Genomic DNA, 18,102 nt, shown 5'->3' with positions numbered 1-18,102 from the left:
TCGTTTTATTAACATCCTATGTCCTCCTCTCTCTTTTTAGAACAAGAAGGGGGGAGGAGATGCCTTACCGAAATATTACTGATGATATTTCACATTATTATATTCAGAGTGAACAAACTCAAACCTTTATCGGAACTAATTTTGGGCTAGATCTTGTGGGTGGTCTAATATGTAGTAATGCTATATTTGCCCAATTGCTTCCTGGTGTTTTGCCTCATTTGATGGCTGAGATAAAACACACATCTAATCCAAATAGGGACTTCTATAATAAGGTTAATAAAGATGATCTAAAAGGTGCGGAGAAAAAATTCAAGATGATTTTAGAAGAAATCCGTGTTGAAATGTTAGGAGGCACTCCGCTTTCAAATATAAAAGTGAGAAAATTGGCGGAGAATGGAACAAGATACTCCATTCAATTACTGTGAATGATTCCGATATATTATCATCTGAATCCTTAATTCAGAGAAGTGAGATTACACGAACGGGACCTTGCACTAAATTGGCAGAAAGGTTATCTGAAATAAAAAAACAAACATTAATCGTCCATCGGTCGAACGATACGACTGTTCCTATTAAACATGCAATAGAAGCACATGAGGCTAAAAAAGACTCCGAAATGTATGTAATGGAGGGGTGCAAACATTGGCCTCAGAAAGAGAGACCTGAAGAGTTCACCCGAGTTATTACAAAATTTCTGATGAAAGTGTAAAAGTCTATTTTTCTGTTTTTCTTAGAAGAACTGCAATTTGTTATTAAAGACTGAAGAAGATGGCTTTCTTAGGGCTTCTAACGGCACAAAAATCACGATAATATAAGATGATAACCCACCTTTTAAACTTTGAACTGGTGGGTTTGTATTTTATCTAATCCTAAAACACTGGAAAAGAGGAAGCTCTAATTGTGTTATATTTTATCTAAGTCGTAAGTTTTTTTGGAGGACAGAATGGAAAATGTAAAAATGATTTTAAAAGAACATTATGACATTAACATTACCGATGTGTTGCCACAAAAAGGTGGTTGGGCATCACTTGCTTATAAAGTGTCTAACGAGAATCAAGGTTATTTCTTAAAGGTATATGAAAAAAGCAGAGCTTCCACACCGAAGTTAACTGTTCTTGTTGATCAATATGTTCCGATCTTGGTATGGCTTATGCAAAATAGCTTTTTGAAGGGGAAAATCTCCGTTCCTTTCTTAACAAATAGTGGAGACTACAAATGTGAAGACGAGTATGGTGTTTATTTACTTTATGAGTATATTGAGGGAAGAACTATTGGGGATCAGGATTTAACTGAGACTCAAGTTCGACAGCTTTCAAAAATCATTACAGAGCTACATTCACATGGGGAAGACATTCCAGTAGAGACGGATGCTATAAAAGAGGATTTTGATATTCCATTTTTACAGATTTTACTTCATACATTGCATAAAAAGAAAAACGATTTACCATCTGATATATGGGAATTGATTCATCCTTACATTCCACTATTATACGATCTGATTCAGACTGTTCAGGAGCTTTCACATAACTTGAAAAAATGTGATTTGAGAATGGCTTTATGTCATACGGATTTGCACTATTGGAATCTAATGCAATCTGGGCAACAGTTAATATTGATTGACTGGGAAGGGTTGAAATTAGCCCCGCCTGAAGCTGACTTGATATTCTTAGTTAATAAACCATACTTTGATGAATTTCTAAGTATCTATCAGAAAACCGATCAAAACTTTTCAATTAATCCCGAAGCAATGACCTTTTATAGAGGAAAGAGACGATTAGAAGATATATGGGAGTTTTTGGAACAACTTTTGTATGATAAACAAGAAGAGCAAGAAAGAATTGTAATAATGAACTATTTACGAGAAGAGCTGCATGTTTTAAGTGAAAATTTGTATTAGAACAGGAGCTGTTAAGAGATGAATATAGTAATTAAGCAAGAACATGTCGAGGACTATAAAGTAACTGAAGAAGTGGTAAAGTGTGCATTTGTTAATGCAGAATACAGTGATAAAAATGAACATAATTTGGTGTCTCGAATTAGAAACTCTAACGTATTTATTCCAGAATTATCTTTAGTGGCGGTGGATAAAGATAATAACCAAATAGTGGGACATATTCTTTTATCTAAGATAAAAATTATGAATGACAATAAAATTGTAGAGTCACTTGCTCTTGCTCCTGTATCTGTCTTACCAGAATATCAAAATAAAGGTGTAGGTAGGTTTTTAATTCTTGAAGCATTGAGAGAAGCAAAAGAGCTTGAGTATAATTCGGTTATCGTTTTGGGTCATCCAGAATATTATCCGAAGTTCGGGTTCAAAAAAGCATCTATTTGGGGGATAAAAGCACCTTTTGAAGTACCAGATGAGGCATTCATGGCAATTGAGTTACGTGAAAATGCTCTTAATAAAGTTCAGGGAGTTGTTGAATATCCTGGTGTTTTCTTTTGAATGAATAGTGAAAAATTGTAATAGATATTAAATCTGTAGAATGAAATGGTTATTGGCAATTATTTTGAAAAATGGATTGTATAAATCCCTAAATGAGAGTAGTCATAAATACTCAGGTGGGGAATTCGATAATCTAGGATTTAAGAAAAAAGCTGTCCGAATGGTTGAGAAGTATAACAAGAAACCAAAAGATTACAAAGTGATAATTGATCAGATTTTCCTCCAATCCGGATAAAACCATAGAGGGTAATAATGTTACATGGCCTTATGTCGAAAACGGAAATGCTTCTTAAAATCAAGGTCAAAGGTAAACGCCAAACGCTATTTACCCTTGACTTATTCAAAAAGTCGGTTTAAAATTTGTTAATGAATTTTAAACGTTAAGGAGGATTATTAAAAAATGATACCTAGACTATGGTCCCTAACTTTGAACCAGTAATTGAATACGTTCAAAGACTCTGTTTGTGTATATAGAGTAACGGGATTAGTCTGTCCTTTTTTAATAATCTTCATTTCATATTTTAAAAAAATATCCGCCCCATACGAACATTTTGTTCATCTTTTTGAAAATGCTTCTTACTGCTAGGTGTATGCGGATTAAAGTATGTAATGTTTAGAAAGGCGGATGGTTCTACCTTTCTTTATTTATGTCTAATTTTCCTCCCAAAGAAAATAATTTGGTAGGTTTATTTGCTAACGGCTCCTAATAGCCCCTATTAATAAGGATGGGTCTCTTTTCCTTTACTCTCAATCACAGGCAGATGCTTGTGATTTTTTTATTAATTGGAGGTAAGAAAAATGGGGAATGAAAATTGGAAACGAAAATTTAGTGCAATATATACAGGGCAGTTCTTTTCACTACTGAGTAGTGCGGCTGTTCAATTTAGTATTATTTGGTGGCTAACTGATTCAACGGGTGGATCGCCTCTTGTCCTGACGATGGCTGGTCTAGCAGGATTTTTACCACAAGCATTAGTTGGTCCATTTGCGGGTACAATCACGGATCGTTACTCTCGAAAATTGATGATGATTCTGTCAGACATGACTGTCGCTCTTGGGAGCTTACTCTTATTTACAACAATGTTCTTTAATGAGCCGAGCATTCTATTGGTAATATTTGTTCTGGTCATTCGTTCTCTTGCAACTGCATTTCATATGCCAGCAATGCAAGCCTCTGTACCTCTGCTTGCACCTGAAGAGCATCTTACAAAGGTAGCAGGCTGGGGGCAGACAGTAAGTTCTATTTCAAATATTGCAGGACCCGCAGTCGGGATGTCTTTACTTGCAGTTAGCTCAATTGAATGGGTGTTATTGTTAGATGTTTTTGGTGCTGTTATTGCAAGTAGTATTTTACTATTTATTCACATTCCAAGGGTACCGAGGACAGAAGAAAAGGTTTCAAGCAGTTTTATTACCGAAATGAAAGAAGGGTATCATGCGATTGTGAAGCGTCCCGTCGTGTTGAAGTTAACCATTACAATGACCATTGTAGCTCTTCTTTTTATTCCACTAGGCACTTACTTTCCACTTATGACACTTAAATCTTTTGAAAAAGGTGTTGTAGAAGCAGGGATAGTGGAGATTGTTTTTGCTATTGGCTTAATAGTTGGAGGCTCTCTATTAGGTGTTTTAGGAGATCGTTTTAATAAAGTAAAAATGATGGCAACAGGAATGATGTTGATGGGAGCGACTTTATTCATTTCTGGTTTACTCCCATCATCATTTTTCTATGCCTTTATTGTGTTGGCTGGTTTGGTCGGGTTGTCGGGACCATTCTTTTCAGCACCATTTTATGCTCTGATCCAGACAGAAATTGAACCGCAACTACTTGGGAGAGTGTTTAGTTTTGTGACCAGTCTTTCATTACTAGCAACACCGGTTGGCTATCTTGTAGCAGGAGTTTTAATTGAATTAACAAATGTAGCCACGCTGTTTTCATTGACAGGTATATTAATCGTAATTAATGCAGTTATAACATGGAAAGCGGCGAAATAGAAGGAGATAATCATGCAATTTATTTTTTTTTGATGCGAGCTTGAACTTGAAATAGAAGCTCGTATCGGTCCTGGCTATCAATACGAAATTATTAATTTTCGGAAGGTAGCAAAGATGAAAAAAGCACTTTATTAAAGCTGCTGGCGGGTATAGTTCAATCTTCTAGAGTAATGTAAAAAGTTATGTAGACTTTGCATATTTTGATCAATTAACGGTTTAAAAGTATATGAGGTTTAAGCGGGGGTAAAAAGGAAAGAGTATTTTTTAATGCACATAGTAGATACAAAAAAAGAGAAGAAATTAGTTTTTTTTCTCTTTTTTTGTAGGATATAAGGAATTAGGATGGAGTAAAGGCATTTGGGGTTGGAAATATGGAGGTAGAGGATCTATGTGAAATACTTTGGTCGAAAAAGAAACCGAGGTTAATGAACAATCGTATTATATAGAGAAAATAAATTATGGGGGAGGAGATGGGGTAATCATGGCAAAGTATGAAAAGACAATTATTGGTCAATTCGAGAAAGTGATTAATCGTTTGGAAAGCGATATTGGTAATAGTGGAATAAGTATGAGATTAGTTGATGAAAGCAACTACACTATTGGAGATACTAAAATAGCAGTTCGAGTTTATGATAAATATTTTATGAATTAGCTGAGAACACTTGTGATTTCAATCATGAGATGAATCGGCTTCGAATCGGGCGTGATTTCCTGTCGCGTTAACGATCCGACATATGCATGACTAAAAAGCTATACGATTCCCTTGTTTAATCATGATCATACCCAAAAGTCCCATGACATATAGTATAATACTGGTGAGGTGGTTGATATGGTAGAAGTGAAAAAGGGAAGAGGATATGTATACTCTATTCAATATCATCTTGTATGGTGCGTCAAATATAGGCATAAAGTATTAGTCGGAAATATTGAGGTACGTCTAAAGGAATTGCTTCATCAAATTGCGGATGACAATGGTTTCACTATTTTGGAAATGGAAAGTGACCAGGATCATATTCATCTATTGGTGGATTGCACGCCACAACATTCCATTTCAACGATGATCAAAGCATTAAAAGGTGTTTCAGCTAGATTACTATTTAAAGAGTATCCTGAATTAAAAAAGAAACTTTGGTGCGGCCATTTGTGGAACCCTTCTTATTTTGTCGCAACCGTTAGCGAGCAAACGGAAGCACAGATTCGGCAATATATTCAAAAACAAAAAGTGAGGTGAGTTTTCCAATGTTGGTGAATAAAGCCTACAGGTTCAGAATCTATCCGACCAAAAAACAAGAAGTTCTCATCGCAAAAACGATCGGTTGTTGCCGTTTTGTTTACAACTTTTTTGTAGGCAAACAAAAAGAACAGGATGCTTATTGGCACATCTGTAATGAAATGGTTCAAAATGGACAACTCCTCCAAAATAATTGGAACGGGCAATTCTTCAACAAATACAAGTCTATCAAAGCCATTCGCGAAATGAAAGCGCATTATCCATTTTTAAAAGAAGTGGACAGTATCTCCCTTCAAAAGTCGGTTGAGATCGTGAATGATGCCTACTCAAGATATTACAAAAAGCAAAATGATGAGCCTCGCTTTAAATCAAAAAAGAATCCCGTTCAGTCCTATACAACGAAGCATGTGAATGGAAATATTGCCGTACTGGACAAACATCTGAAACTCCCGAAACTGGGACTTGTCCGCTTTGCGAAAAGTCGAGAAGTGCATGGGAGAATTATCAATGCCACGATCAGACGGAATCCCAGTGGAAAATTTTTTATCTCCATTCTAGCAGAGGTAGATGTGCATCCAATGCCAAAAACAGGATCAGCCGTTGGCGTCGATGTGGGATTAAAGGACTTCGCTACACTATCAGATGGAACGGTCTATGAAAATCCAAAGTTTTTTCGCAAATTAGAAGAAAAATTGGCTAGGTCTCAACGTATCTTATCAAGACGTAAAACGGATTCTTCTAATTGGCATAAACAAAGAGTGAAGGTTGCCAAAATCCATGAAAAAATCACCCATGCAAGAAACGATCTGTTACATAAAATCTCCACCCAACTTGTCAAAAACCACGACATTATTGGAATGGAGGATTTAGCTGTCAAGAATATGCTCCAAAACGATCATCTAGCGAAGACTATAAGTGAAGTATCATGGGCACAATTCAGAACTTTGGTGGAATATAAAGCTAAGTGGTATGGAAAGCAAGTAGTCATAGTGGCAAAAAACTTTGCTTCCAGCCAACTATGTTCCCATTGTGGCCATCAGCATAAAGACGTTAAGAATCTTGAGCTGCGTGAATGGACATGCCCGATGTGTATGCACCATCACCAACGTGATATTAACGCAAGTATCAATCTTCGCAAGGAAGCGTTGCGATTAACCGCAGGAACTGCGGAGATAGCCTAATCCATTAGAAGCCATTAGGATTCTGTACTTAGGAATCTCGCGACTTCAGTCGTGAGAGGTTCAAGAGAAATGGAAACAGAGCAAGTTTAAGCCTTACGGTAGTAGGTAATGACAGTAGTATTTTTATTAGTGCAATTGGTGCTGGTGGGGGACAAGGTATTTTTTTAAACTTTAGTCTGGGTGCTGAAGCTGACATGGTTTCAGTAGTGCAAAAAAGTATAGAACAAATGTAATATTACTTAATTTTACTTCTAATCGTGGTTTCCGCATAATGCGTACGGGGGAGATACTTTAGGAGATAAAGGGTTATATAGAGATTATGAGGATAAGGAATAACTAATTGCTGAGCAAATGGTGCTTTAACAAAACAAAGAATAAAAAATTTGACTCTCTTTCGATTCATAGGATCCCTAACGAAAAATTTTAAATTCAAAAATACGTGCAAATCGCGATCAAAAATGTGGGGAGGATATGGTAGTTTTTTATAAATGATGTAGAGAGCCACGGAAAAATAAAGTTTATTCTCTGGAATAAGGAAGGGATTGGGGGACTGTGAAATTTAGTTCATAAACTTTCAGTCCTTATTTATATAAGAAGCTTTGAGAAGAGGCTGTCAAATAACTATAATCGGGGAAGGTAGAATATCTAATATCCTCTTCTTCAATTTTTAAAGGTAAAAGAAACTATGAAGGGGCATATGTCTCGTAAACGTGGTGGCTAAACTGTTTAATTTTACAATAATATGGGGGAAGTTACTTTTTGAAGAGAGGAATTAGTTTTGAAATTCCAAAAGGATATGGAAGCTATTATTAAAGGTTTAAGGGGTTTTAAAAATTTTTGATAGAGGGTGTGTAATTATTAAAGCGATTATTTTTGATTTTGATGGTACTCTTGCTGATACTTTGCCTATTTGTTTTTATGCGTTTCAAGCTGTATTTAAGGAATTTGACAACATTGAGGTTACTTTAGATGAGATTAAGGCTATGTTCGGTCCATCAGAGACTGGAATCATCAGAGAAAATCTTATAGATTCAAATCATGAGAAAGCAATCGAATTATATTATGAAAAATATAGTGAAAAGCACAGTGAACTCGTTTTGGATAATGAGAAGATTAACGACTTACTTCTGCAATTAAAAAGCGTTGGTTATAAATTGGGAATTGTAACAGGGAAAGCAAGAAGAAGTCTACTTATTTCTTTAGAATGCCTTAATATGAAGGACTTATTTGATGTAATCATTACTGGTGATGATGTTGATAAACCAAAACCTCATCCAGAGGGAGTAAATACTGCATTGGAGCATCTAAACATAAAAAATACCGAAGCTATTTTTCTGGGAGATAGTGATGCTGACATTCAGGCTGGTAAACAAGCCAAAGTCCATACAATTGGGGTTCAATGGCTGCCAAATTATCAGACACTAGAGTTTAGTGTTCAACCAGATCAAATGTTTAGTAGCGTTGACGAATTCATACAACACTTACAAACTATAGATATGGACAACTATGAAAGCAAATAAAATCATGAACAAATGGCTTTTTGGATTTTAGTCGTATTGACAACATCTTTAATGGGGTCTTCCTTCCCGATCGGAAAAATTGGACTTGAGTACACTACACCGATCATGTTGGTTGCACTACGATTATTCTTGGGGTCATCATCCCTAACTCCTTGTCTACTGTGTCTCTAAATAAAAATAACGCTCCAAATCCGAGGGTTTTTCCGGTGCTTTTCCGAACGACCTTCGGTTTTTTTAAGCCAATATTGGGGAGAATTTAATTTTGAACCAATATCTTAAAGAACTACCGACATATGGAATGCTTGATCCTTTTAGGACTCTGACCATAGTTATGACAAGGGTAAGCTCTTAATGTACCTCCACAATCCAAAACCTATAACGCCATTTTCCTTGTTCAAGTAAATGGAGAATAGTTCAATAGCACTCACAAAAGTATGTATTAATTCCTGTATAATAATATGAGAAATAAATACGATACAAAAGGCATTGAAATTTAGTGGTAATATCAATATTCAATGTTAACATTCAGAGATTTTTAGAATGATTAATATGAAACTATTACAGGAGAGTCCTAAAATGAAAAAGAAAATGAGCTATTTAATCTTACTTTTAACAATCATCTTTATGGTTGGTTGTACCAATGTAGAAGATGCACCCATTACAGATGTAGAAACAGATTCACAAGAAGTAACCACAGTTGAAACAAATAAAAATAGTGAAAAAGAAGAAACAATCACTACGGTTTCTGAAAAACCAGCGGTAGAGGAAACAACAACCCAACGAAATAATGAACTGTCCGCAGGTTACGAACTTATTGAAGTTGATGGTGGTGATTTGTCTGGTTATCGTCGACCTAACGTCGTCGTTGACATTGGTTATGGGGACCGTGAATATTGGGCATTTACTAACGAATACGGGCAACTGGTGCGTGTCATTGCTGAAGAAATCATTTTACAAGATGATAGTAAAGAATCTGTATTATCGTCTGGTAGATACTATTCTGATGAGGCAAAGGTTCCTGGTGTCGAAAGCGACGTTTTAGATGAAGGACATATCATTGCTGATTCTCTTGGAGGGGTATCTAATGCTTATAACATTACCCCACAAAATAGTACACTCAACCGACACGGTGATCAAGCCTATATGGAAGATGCAATCCGCAAAGCTGATGGAGCTACTAATTTTGAAGCAATTATCACATATCCGAATACGAAAACGCAGATTCCTTCCAGTTACAAGTACACCTATACTTTAAGGGGTAACGTAATTGTTGATACATTTGATAACGTGAACCCTGATAAAATAAACGAATCACTTGGTTTAACAGGCAGTAAATCTTCAGAATCAAACAGTTCAAACACAAGTTTAAGCAAAAGCGATGATCTTTCAAGTGTTGATACAAATGGTAATGGGAAGGTAACGATAAAAGAAGCAAAAGATGCAGGTTATAAAATGCCATTAACTCGTGATCATTGGTTATACCCATATATGGACGATCGTGATAACGACGGTATGGTAGGTGAGTAAACCACTAGAACTTTGAGGCAAAATAAATGAACGAAAGAATATTTTCCTTCGGATTTAGGTCCCAATATCACTCTAATTGCTTTACTTGCAACATTAGTATGGCTACATGTTTAATCACAAAAAGGTGTGATAATATCATCCGGCTCTTTTACAGCTTTTGGAGTAAGTAGCTACTAGCAATTATTTCTCCATTGCTTTTGTTTATTCTTCGTATATAACTAATGGAAATAAGGATTTAGCACTCAAGTTGAGACTATTCCTTATTTTTTTATTTAGCTTGTTTCTGTTGGTATTTTCGTTCCTTATATCTTTGATAAAAACCAATAGCTGAGGTAAGCCAAAAGGCACTAATAAAATAACCCGCTATTATATCGCTAGGATAATGAACTCCCAGATAAATTCGACTAATTCCTATGAGACCAATCATAAATATACTAAAAATAATTAATACGGTTCTTCCTAGGTGTGTAGAAATATGTCGCCAGAGTAAAAATGTTAGAACACCATATAACGCAAACGCCATTGTTGCATGACCGCTAGGGAAGCTGTAATTGCTCGCTTCGGCTAAGCGATGTAAATCTGGACGTGCCCTATGAAACAACTGCTTTAATGTTTCAAATAAAATATAGGCACCTAAGATAACAGCAATAAATAAAACAAGTTCCGACCGGTGCTTAAAGACTTTAAAAAGGATAATAATGGACAGAAGTGAAATTACAACAACTGGTATCGTGCCACCGATAAACGAGAATACTTTCATGGTATTTGTTAACCATGGGGATTCCAAACCCTGCACATAATAAATGATGATTCGGTCGAAATTAATTATTGTATGTTTACTAACAAGAAGAGCCATGGTGGTAAAGCACAATAGTGAGACAAAACTTATTAGAAATGCAGTGAAAAGATCTTTCTTTATATTCATAAACAGACCTCAAATCATCTTAATTGGTATTTGTGAGCACTATTAGTTCAAGTTATTATTGTAACTCACATACATAAATAATACCCTTTTAAGAGGGGAAAAATGGAACAGCATATAGATTATCAATGAGCAATCTGTATTCACGTTGACTATGGAGCTACGGAATTTAGTTGAAAAACAGTACAAAATAAACGTTAACAATGATTTTCTAGAAAAATAATTGAATTATATGGGAAAATTTGCTTGAGCGGTTTTTTGAAGCAAGAAGGAAAATAATTACCGAAAGTGCCTTTTTTGAACCATTAAGCCATTCCATTGCAAAAGTTATATATAATCATGTTGCTAAAACAAATGAAACAATATTTATGCTTGATATGGGCTGTGGTGAAGGTTCACATCTCTCTAATATTTGCGAAATTGTTAGTTCTAATTATTACGATAGTGTAGTAGGAGTAGGAATAGATATTTCTAAAGAGGGTATCACGGAGGCTTCTAAGAACTACACTGAAAGGATCTGGACTGTAGCTGATCTTGCGAATACACCATTTAAAAATCAGCAGTTCGATGTTATCCTAAATATCCTATCACCTTCGAATTACTCTGAATTTAATAGGTTGTTGAAAGCTGATGGTGTAGTTATAAAAATTGTTCCTCAAAGTGATTACTTAAAAGAGTTAAGAGAACATCTTCTTAATAACCTAACAAACAAAAATATTCTAATATAGAGACTGTGAAAAGGTTTAATGAGAATTATCAAGTTATAGAAAGTTCAAGGATAAGTTATACAATGGACCTTAATAAATCTTACATTCAATGGCTAGTTCAAATGACTCCTTTAACTTGGACAACATCAGAGGAACGAGTAAAGTCTTTTTTAAATAAAGACTCAGCTCAAATAACTGTTGACTTGGAAATATTAATTGGTAAAAAAGTAATTAATAAATAGATAAACTCTGAGGTAGTCCTTATGTTGGGGCTACCTTGAAGTTTTTTATTCAACTAATCTGCCTTCAATCTTTTCAAAATCATATCAAATGATTTTTGGGACTTATTGCTAATAGGGTTTTTAGTTGAGACAAATTATTCTACCGTTAAATTTTGGACTGTTATATTTTTATTCAACACTTATATGTAAAAGGATGTCGAGAAGTTTTCGACATCTTATTCGTAAATATGATATAAATATTACCGATGTTGATTGATCTTCACACTTGAATAAGCTCTATTACCTCACCATCAAGTCCTTCATAAAAAACGGTAATCCAACCATTTTTCAGTTTGTAGGGGCCTTCTGAAGGAGAGAGTCCTTTTCCATCCAACCTCTTCATCCAGCTTTCTATGTCATCGACTTGCCAAGCTACATGGACTGAATGGCATAGATCAGGAGTATTCTCTGCTTCAATTAATTCGATTCTCACATCGTCATTTTTTAGAAAGGCGATCTTCTCACCGCTCCACGTAAGGAATTGCTCAATTTTAAAGTCAAACATCCTTTCATAGAATGAAATGGAGTCATCCAAATTTCGAACTTCAATACCACTATGATGCCATCTCATCATTTTTCTTCCATTGGCAGGATCAGATTCATATCACCAAACTCATGCCAAAGATATCCGGTTGATAATGCATCCTCATATGCCTTCATTAGATGTTTTTCATCAATAAACGCACTTAGCATATCTAGATGACTTGCCTCTGGTTCGTGAAAACCTGTTAAAAGTCCGTCTACTACCCTTAGCGGGTACTCTTTTCGAATATATAGTCGGGTGAACCCCTCCTGTGCTTTCACATTTTCAGTATTTTGGACTGCTGTTTCTAGTGCCCGAACTACCGTTGTTCCGACGGCAATGACACGTCCCTTATTTATCTTCGTTTTGTTTACCAATTCAGCCGTTTCTTCTGGAATGCAAAACGCTTCAATATGGTTACTTGGATTAGGCCAGCGGTCATTTCCGTAATAGCTTAGTCCGGCATGCAACTGCAGAAAAGCGATGTTGATTCCTTTTTGTTTTAATTTATTTAGCAGCTTCCAGGAAAAAGCTCTTCCTGCTGAAGGCATTTCCACGGATCCGGGAACGGAGGCATAAACAGTCTGATACATATCCAACGGCCATGGGGTTTTAATATATTCATAGTACAGTGGCTCTCCGTATCGATAAAACACATCGAACAAATCCAATCCGCTCTTTGAAAAGGAAAGAATAACCAAGGGTACCTCATTTCCTTTTCCTATGATGGTTGCTGTTAATTCTCCAGGTAAATTTATCTTTTCCCCTACTGAAAATACGTTGCCCACAATGAGTACTTCCCATTCTTGGTCCGTTAATTTACGGGATAATCGAATTTCAATCGTTTGCTTTCCTTTTTTTCCTTTTAACACGGCTGGAAGGGTGCGACTATTATTTAGGACAAGCAAGTCCCCTTCGTGTAGGATTGAATCTAGTTGATAGAAGTGATGATGGGAAATTTCTCCTGTAACTCTATCAAGTGTCATTAATCTGGCATGATCCCGACTAATCCCTCTATATTCCGCAGGGGTAGTTGCATTTAAAGATGCAGGCACTTGGAAGGGACGGGCATCTGCCATCATTAAATTTCCCTCTTTTCATCTAAAAGGGACTGTGCCTCAAATCTTGCTCCATTCACATCTGTGGATTCATTTAATGCGATGGCTACAAATACTTTCGCCACATCATTCGGATCACTTAGTTCATAATCACAATCAGGAACCGCAATGCTGTGCATCTCTGTATCCATTTCCCCAGGGTCAACCATACACATACTAACCCCCGTATCTTCTAGTTCATCAGCCCATGTTTGTGTTAATCCCTCTACTGCGAACTTGGAAATACCGTAAGCACCCCATTCCGCAAATCCTGTTTTCCCTGCCTCTGATGTTACATTAAGGATTCTTCCTTTATTTCGAGTTAACATACCAGGTAATACACGCTTTGTGAGTAGGAAAGGGTTAATCGTATTCACACGAAGCACTTCCGCAAAGTCATGATCTGGATAATCAGCCAACAGTGTAGGGCCAGGTCCAAATATAGAGGCATTATTAATTAATACATCTACCCGTCCAAACGCTTCTTCCGCAATGGATACGAACCGATCGACATCCTTAGCAATAGAGATATCAGCATTGACTGCGATGATTTCCACTCCAAACTCCTGTGCTTCCTGCTTCACCTTTTCCAACAACTCTTTTCCTCTTGCACAAATGGCAAGCCGTACTCCTTGTTTTGCGAATGCTAATGTTAATGCTCTTCCGAGGCCTTTAGATGCTCCTGTAATCATAACAACTGCTGTGTTATTCATAAAATTCCCTACCTTCTTATTATTCTTACTCTTACTATATCGAGGGAGGGCATAGGCAGCATCGGGAGGAAGGAGGAAAATTGCTACTAATATAAGATGATTCATACATACAACTTTTGAATGAGCAAACAAACTCCATTCATTCTCCTCAAAACTTAAACAAGTTGAGAGAAGTCCTTAACAAAAAGCTATGGACTAAGACTAGATTAAAAAGGCTGTTAAGGTCGACTACCTTCTTATCTAATCAATCAATTATTACCAAAGTTGACTTGTTGGTCCATTGTAAACTCATGAATGTTCGTATCTTCTGATTGAACAATTACAAATGCGACAACATTGGCAACACGATTAAGTGGAAAAGTATTTCCTTTTTCGATAATTAGAGGAATTATTGTCTTAATAATAGAAATAGAAACGTAAAGTATGGCTATCGGCTAGATTAGTGGATAGGAAACGGTTAAAAGGGAGGAGGTTCGCAAAAAAATATTTACTATGTGTTTCTAGAATAGAATAAAGAAATAATTTCAAAGGAGCTGGAATTAATGAAAAATGGTCGTGATGGTGGATTTATTTATTGGAAGTTGAATTATAGAAAGAAATTCATTCGAACTTTGTGGACGATTCCTGTTGTTATATTTTTATCCATCCAGCTATTTGTATCGGATTTCCCTCCAAGACTGGGCATGTTTTTATGGGTGCTTTTAGTAGTTACCCTTACTGTTCAATTAACTTATACGTATGTTAAGTGGAAAAGTGAAAGATAAAACGCCGCTTTAAAGATAACTAAAGTACCATTTCTATATTTAGTAGTGACGATTTTTACTAACGAGGGGTATTTCTTTACGGTGGAAATCCTATTATTTTTATTGGAGTAAAGCAGCGGGTTTGCTTGTAAGCTTGAATAATAATCACAAAAAGCGCACTAAGGGTACTTATGGATTAGCGAAATCTATGATAGAGATATGGGTAATTCAAGAAATGGTACATGGGGAAATTAATATGGATATAGAGAGTATTCGACTATCGGCATTAATTGAGAATTTGTTTTTATCATAATAAAAAGACCATTTTTTTAAAAAGGCCTTTTTAAGAACTATTTTGTTAAAACTCTCTCTTTTTATAAAAGTGCAAAGATAAAAAATATGAAAAGGTAAATATCAAGAACGATAGTAGCAGAACAACCAATGTTAACTCAGTGGAAGAACTGTTTAATAAGAAATTTCCTAACTCTGGTTTTTCTTTGTAGATTTTATCGATCAACGTTGTTCCGCCGAAAACTATTGTAAAAAACAGGATTAAATTGATCATTTTGGATTTCAAATAACCTAACTTGAAAATTAGCGGTAGAGAAATCGAACAAAACAATACTGGTGCAATTACAGAACCTAAAATTCCTCCGGTAGTAAAAGAAATTGGGTTAAGTGGCAACTTAATAAGGTCAACGAGAACATGGATGATTAAGTTTAATAGGATAACATAGGCAGCAAAGACAAAAACAGAAAGGTACTTTGACAGTACAATTGAACTTTTTCTAATAGGTAGGCTGATTAACATTTTGTCACTATTATTTTTTTCCTCTATTGCACTTGCTCCTAAAGTAAGCATGTATGTTACAGCAAATACACTTAGTGATAATCCAGCAGGTCCCATTTTAAAAAGATATAAAGAGAAAAATAGAATTAGTAGAATCGATAAAATAAATGATTTCTTTTGTACCAAGAGATCCTTTTTAATGAGATGATACATAATCCCCACTACCTTTCGTGGAAAATAATAGAATATCCTCTAATGTTGCTTTCTCAATAACAACTGACTTACCAAAATATTTTACTAGTTCTGTTCTATTATTATGTAAAGCTTTAAATCCAAACTTATTTTCCTCAACTCCAATAAAAGAGACATCTCTTTCATTCTTTAGAAACTCTTTGCTACCTTTTACAATACAGTAATGATCCAAGAGGTCATCTTTTGGTTTACTTAGAATGATTTCTCCATTATTGATAATTGTGATAAAGTCCGCAATTTTCTCCAAATCAGATGTAATATGTGTTGAAAAGAAAACAGCTTTATTTTCATCTTCCAACAATGTACGTAATATCCCAAGTAGTTCACTTCTGACGAGCGGGTCAAGACCAGAAGTGGGTTCATCCATAATGAGAAGTTCAGCATGATGAGACAAGGCTATTGCCAAGGAAAATTTCATCTTCATTCCTTTTGATAAATGTTTAATTTGCTTTTTTAATGGTAGATTAAATTCTTTTGCATATTTTATAAACATCTGTTCATCCCATCTTTTATAAAATGGGCGGATTATGTTTTTCATTTCTTGCACTGTTAGTTCTTCATAGAAATGATTTTCATCATAAACAAAACCGATTCTTTCCTTAACTTTTATTTCTTCTTTTTCATGATCTAATCCAAAAACTTTGATTTGTCCATTATCTTTTCGAATTAGGTTCATAATGAGTTTAATAGTAGTGCTTTTACCTGCACCATTTGGTCCGATAAACCCCATAACATAGCCTCTGTCCAATGACATGTTAATATTCTTTAATGAAAATCCATTGTATTGCTTAGATATATTCACTAACTCTAAGATTTTGTCCACTATGTTCACTCCTCGTATAGTAGTTTCATTATTTCATTTAATTCTTCTAGCGGCATACCAATTAATTTTGCCTCAGATATTGCTTCATTGAGCTTACCTTCAATTAATCTTATTTTATTTTCACGAAGTATTTCGGTATTGATAGGAGCGACATAGGAGCCTTTACCAGCAACGGTGATAATAAAGTCATCCTTTTCTAACTCGTCATAAGCTCGTTTTGTAGTGATGACGCTAATTTCCAATTCCTTAGAAAGAATCCTAATTGATGGCAACGGATCCATTTCTTTTAAGGCTCCACTAAGGATTTGGGCTTTTATTTGATTAATTATTTGTAAATAAATAGGGCTATCAGAAGAATTAGAAATGATAATATTCACAATGTACTTCTCCAATCGTTATATCTGTATATATACAGTATATACAGGTTGCCTAATTGTGTCAAATTGGTTGTTGAACTTGTAAATCAGGTGTTTTGGTGAAGAACTTTTTAAAGGATTTGTAGAAGGAATCTTGTCTCGAAAAGATAGTCAATTATTACAAACGATTCGAGAGTTTGAGGGGAAGGGGCAATTAATATTCTTGTTAAGTAAGTTAGTTCAAGAAGAACGAAATCTTGGATTAACAAGGAACGCCGGGGAATGCTGTAACTAAAAGAATGATTGTAATGCTTAGGTACGGAAATTGTATAGAGCGATGTTAGAAAACAGAAGTTTGTTTGATGGATAGCAAAATTTAGCTAAGAAACTAGATTTGATGGTGGCAATAGCAACTTTCAGTCTAATTTGAAAAAGTAATGTAATTAGTCCAGTGGCATAGCAAGTCTGTGAATTATGCGCCAGACAACTCACAAAAATGGGGTGTCTGGCGCAATGTGCTATTTATAAGGCGATACATGATTTCTAATAAGCTCCAGGTGAATAAATTGTGAAATCACAAGAAAAGTTGCAAGTCCTGCTCGGAAATGCGTGCAAGATCTGCCTTTCACTGCCCGAAGTCGTTGAACATATAGATGGTTTTGGACACACAACCTTCCAAATTTGCGGAAAATCTTTTGTAAAACTTACTGAAAGATCCGGCTTGTCATTTAAATCTAATCGAGAAATTCAAGAGCTTTTGCTTCAGAAAAAGCAGTTTTTCAAAACTCCTTATATAGGACATCATGGTTGGGTTTTAATACAAACTCCGAATGATGGAGACTGGGAGGAATTGACCGAATTGATTCAAGAAGCTTATTTACGTGCAGCCCCGAAGAGCTTAGTTAAGGAATGGATTGAACAGCGAAGTGAGATGTGATAATGGACCAAGATTTATGTTGGATTAAAAACTGTAAATGAACTGCACCCGATTT

The 18,102-nt window shown here is 35.5% G+C and carries 22 protein-coding genes and 2 pseudogenes; 17 read left to right on the top strand and 7 right to left on the bottom strand.

Annotation, left to right across the window (positions count from 1 at the left end; all coding sequences use genetic code 11):
- The first annotated feature begins 59 nt into the window (after nt 1-59).
- From BN1243_RS07760 to BN1243_RS23125, 13 genes and pseudogenes are all read left to right on the top strand, one after another.
- The gene (locus tag BN1243_RS07760; protein ID WP_062105684.1) at nt 60-425 is read left to right on the top strand and encodes an Hsp33 family molecular chaperone HslO; all 366 of its coding nucleotides are present in this window, start codon (nt 60-62) and stop codon (nt 423-425) included.
- A 74-nt stretch (nt 426-499) separates the two neighbouring features.
- Nucleotides 500-709, top strand: a complete 210-nt coding sequence (locus BN1243_RS22565; RefSeq protein WP_230200137.1) for an alpha/beta fold hydrolase — start codon at nt 500-502, stop codon at nt 707-709.
- A 234-nt stretch (nt 710-943) separates the two neighbouring features.
- Nucleotides 944-1,897, top strand: coding sequence for an aminoglycoside phosphotransferase family protein (locus BN1243_RS07750; protein WP_062105680.1), 954 nt, complete (start codon nt 944-946; stop codon nt 1,895-1,897).
- An 18-nt stretch (nt 1,898-1,915) separates the two neighbouring features.
- On the top strand, nt 1,916-2,449 hold the full coding sequence (locus tag BN1243_RS07745; RefSeq protein ID WP_062105678.1) for a GNAT family N-acetyltransferase: 534 nt from the start codon (nt 1,916-1,918) through the stop codon (nt 2,447-2,449).
- Between the two features lie 40 nt (nt 2,450-2,489).
- Complete coding sequence (locus tag BN1243_RS22560) at nt 2,490-2,684, top strand: hypothetical protein (RefSeq protein WP_230200136.1); 195 nt, start codon at nt 2,490-2,492, stop codon at nt 2,682-2,684.
- 563 nt (nt 2,685-3,247) lie between these two features.
- Nucleotides 3,248-4,444 carry an MFS transporter gene (locus BN1243_RS07735; RefSeq protein ID WP_062105674.1) on the top strand — a complete coding sequence of 399 codons (1,197 nt, stop codon included), beginning with the start codon at nt 3,248-3,250 and terminating at the stop codon, nt 4,442-4,444.
- Between the two features lie 400 nt (nt 4,445-4,844).
- On the top strand, nt 4,845-5,096 hold the full coding sequence (locus BN1243_RS07730; RefSeq protein WP_062105672.1) for a DUF6054 family protein: 252 nt from the start codon (nt 4,845-4,847) through the stop codon (nt 5,094-5,096).
- 177 nt (nt 5,097-5,273) lie between these two features.
- A complete protein-coding gene (gene tnpA / locus BN1243_RS07725; protein ID WP_062105670.1) occupies nt 5,274-5,675 on the top strand; it encodes an IS200/IS605 family transposase in 402 nt (133 codons plus the stop codon).
- Nucleotides 5,676-5,683: 8 nt separating this feature from the next.
- Complete coding sequence (gene tnpB / locus BN1243_RS07720; protein ID WP_062105666.1) at nt 5,684-6,856, top strand: IS200/IS605 family element RNA-guided endonuclease TnpB; 1,173 nt, start codon at nt 5,684-5,686, stop codon at nt 6,854-6,856.
- A gap of 74 nt (nt 6,857-6,930) precedes the next feature.
- A pseudogene (locus tag BN1243_RS22555) lies at nt 6,931-7,089 on the top strand (DUF6054 family protein); the annotation flags it as partial.
- 621 nt (nt 7,090-7,710) lie between these two features.
- Nucleotides 7,711-8,376: an HAD family hydrolase gene (locus tag BN1243_RS07715; RefSeq protein WP_062105664.1), complete on the top strand. Its 666-nt coding sequence runs from the start codon at nt 7,711-7,713 to the stop codon at nt 8,374-8,376.
- A gap of 576 nt (nt 8,377-8,952) precedes the next feature.
- Nucleotides 8,953-9,903 carry a DNA/RNA non-specific endonuclease gene (locus BN1243_RS07710; RefSeq protein WP_062105662.1) on the top strand — a complete coding sequence of 317 codons (951 nt, stop codon included), beginning with the start codon at nt 8,953-8,955 and terminating at the stop codon, nt 9,901-9,903.
- A 48-nt stretch (nt 9,904-9,951) separates the two neighbouring features.
- A pseudogene (locus BN1243_RS23125) lies at nt 9,952-10,014 on the top strand (ArsB/NhaD family transporter); the annotation flags it as partial.
- Nucleotides 10,015-10,171: 157 nt separating this feature from the next.
- On the opposite strand, the gene BN1243_RS07705 reads toward BN1243_RS23125, so the two are convergent.
- The gene (locus BN1243_RS07705) at nt 10,172-10,663 is read right to left on the bottom strand and encodes a phosphatase PAP2 family protein (RefSeq protein WP_230200135.1); all 492 of its coding nucleotides are present in this window, start codon (nt 10,661-10,663) and stop codon (nt 10,172-10,174) included.
- A gap of 404 nt (nt 10,664-11,067) precedes the next feature.
- Between BN1243_RS07705 and BN1243_RS22545 the strand changes: the two genes are divergently transcribed.
- Nucleotides 11,068-11,553 carry a methyltransferase domain-containing protein gene (locus BN1243_RS22545; RefSeq protein ID WP_230200134.1) on the top strand — a complete coding sequence of 162 codons (486 nt, stop codon included), beginning with the start codon at nt 11,068-11,070 and terminating at the stop codon, nt 11,551-11,553.
- A 480-nt stretch (nt 11,554-12,033) separates the two neighbouring features.
- Here BN1243_RS22545 and BN1243_RS07695 read toward each other — a convergent pair whose 3' ends face one another.
- From BN1243_RS07695 to BN1243_RS07685, 3 genes are read right to left on the bottom strand one after another with little or no spacing between them, the layout of a single operon-like run.
- On the bottom strand, nt 12,034-12,384 hold the full coding sequence (locus tag BN1243_RS07695; protein ID WP_062105658.1) for a VOC family protein: 351 nt from the start codon (nt 12,382-12,384) through the stop codon (nt 12,034-12,036).
- A complete protein-coding gene (locus BN1243_RS07690) occupies nt 12,384-13,418 on the bottom strand; it encodes an S-adenosylmethionine:tRNA ribosyltransferase-isomerase (RefSeq protein ID WP_062105656.1) in 1,035 nt (344 codons plus the stop codon). The genes BN1243_RS07695 and BN1243_RS07690 overlap by 1 nt, the downstream gene beginning before the upstream one ends.
- On the bottom strand, nt 13,418-14,146 hold the full coding sequence (locus BN1243_RS07685) for an SDR family NAD(P)-dependent oxidoreductase (protein WP_062110486.1): 729 nt from the start codon (nt 14,144-14,146) through the stop codon (nt 13,418-13,420). The genes BN1243_RS07690 and BN1243_RS07685 overlap by 1 nt, the downstream gene beginning before the upstream one ends.
- 542 nt (nt 14,147-14,688) lie before the next feature.
- Here BN1243_RS07685 and BN1243_RS07680 point away from each other — a divergent pair.
- Nucleotides 14,689-14,910, top strand: a complete 222-nt coding sequence (locus BN1243_RS07680; protein ID WP_062105654.1) for a hypothetical protein — start codon at nt 14,689-14,691, stop codon at nt 14,908-14,910.
- Nucleotides 14,911-15,043: 133 nt separating this feature from the next.
- Complete coding sequence (locus BN1243_RS22540) at nt 15,044-15,202, top strand: hypothetical protein (RefSeq protein ID WP_230200133.1); 159 nt, start codon at nt 15,044-15,046, stop codon at nt 15,200-15,202.
- 45 nt (nt 15,203-15,247) lie between these two features.
- On the opposite strand, the gene BN1243_RS07675 is transcribed toward BN1243_RS22540, so the two are convergent.
- From BN1243_RS07675 to BN1243_RS07665, 3 genes are read right to left on the bottom strand one after another with little or no spacing between them, the layout of a single operon-like run.
- Nucleotides 15,248-15,892 carry an ABC-2 transporter permease gene (locus BN1243_RS07675; RefSeq protein WP_062105652.1) on the bottom strand — a complete coding sequence of 215 codons (645 nt, stop codon included), beginning with the start codon at nt 15,890-15,892 and terminating at the stop codon, nt 15,248-15,250.
- Nucleotides 15,876-16,745 (bottom strand): ABC transporter ATP-binding protein, encoded by an 870-nt coding sequence (locus BN1243_RS07670; RefSeq protein ID WP_230200305.1) that lies wholly within the window; start codon nt 16,743-16,745, stop codon nt 15,876-15,878. Before BN1243_RS07670 ends, BN1243_RS07675 begins: the two co-directional genes overlap by 17 nt.
- A gap of 14 nt (nt 16,746-16,759) precedes the next feature.
- Nucleotides 16,760-17,131: a GntR family transcriptional regulator gene (locus BN1243_RS07665; RefSeq protein ID WP_062105647.1), complete on the bottom strand. Its 372-nt coding sequence runs from the start codon at nt 17,129-17,131 to the stop codon at nt 16,760-16,762.
- Nucleotides 17,132-17,678: 547 nt separating this feature from the next.
- Here BN1243_RS07665 and BN1243_RS07660 point away from each other — a divergent pair.
- A complete protein-coding gene (locus BN1243_RS07660) occupies nt 17,679-18,047 on the top strand; it encodes an MmcQ/YjbR family DNA-binding protein (RefSeq protein WP_230200132.1) in 369 nt (122 codons plus the stop codon).
- The last annotated feature ends 55 nt before the right edge of the window (nt 18,048-18,102 follow it).

The sequence above is a fragment of the Bacillus niameyensis genome, from assembly GCF_001375535.1.
In the GTDB taxonomy this organism is placed as follows: Bacteria; Bacillota; Bacilli; order Bacillales; family Bacillaceae_C; genus Lederbergia; species Lederbergia niameyensis.
Note: the sequence above shows the minus strand (reverse complement) of the source record. Positions and strands in the feature narration are given on the sequence as shown.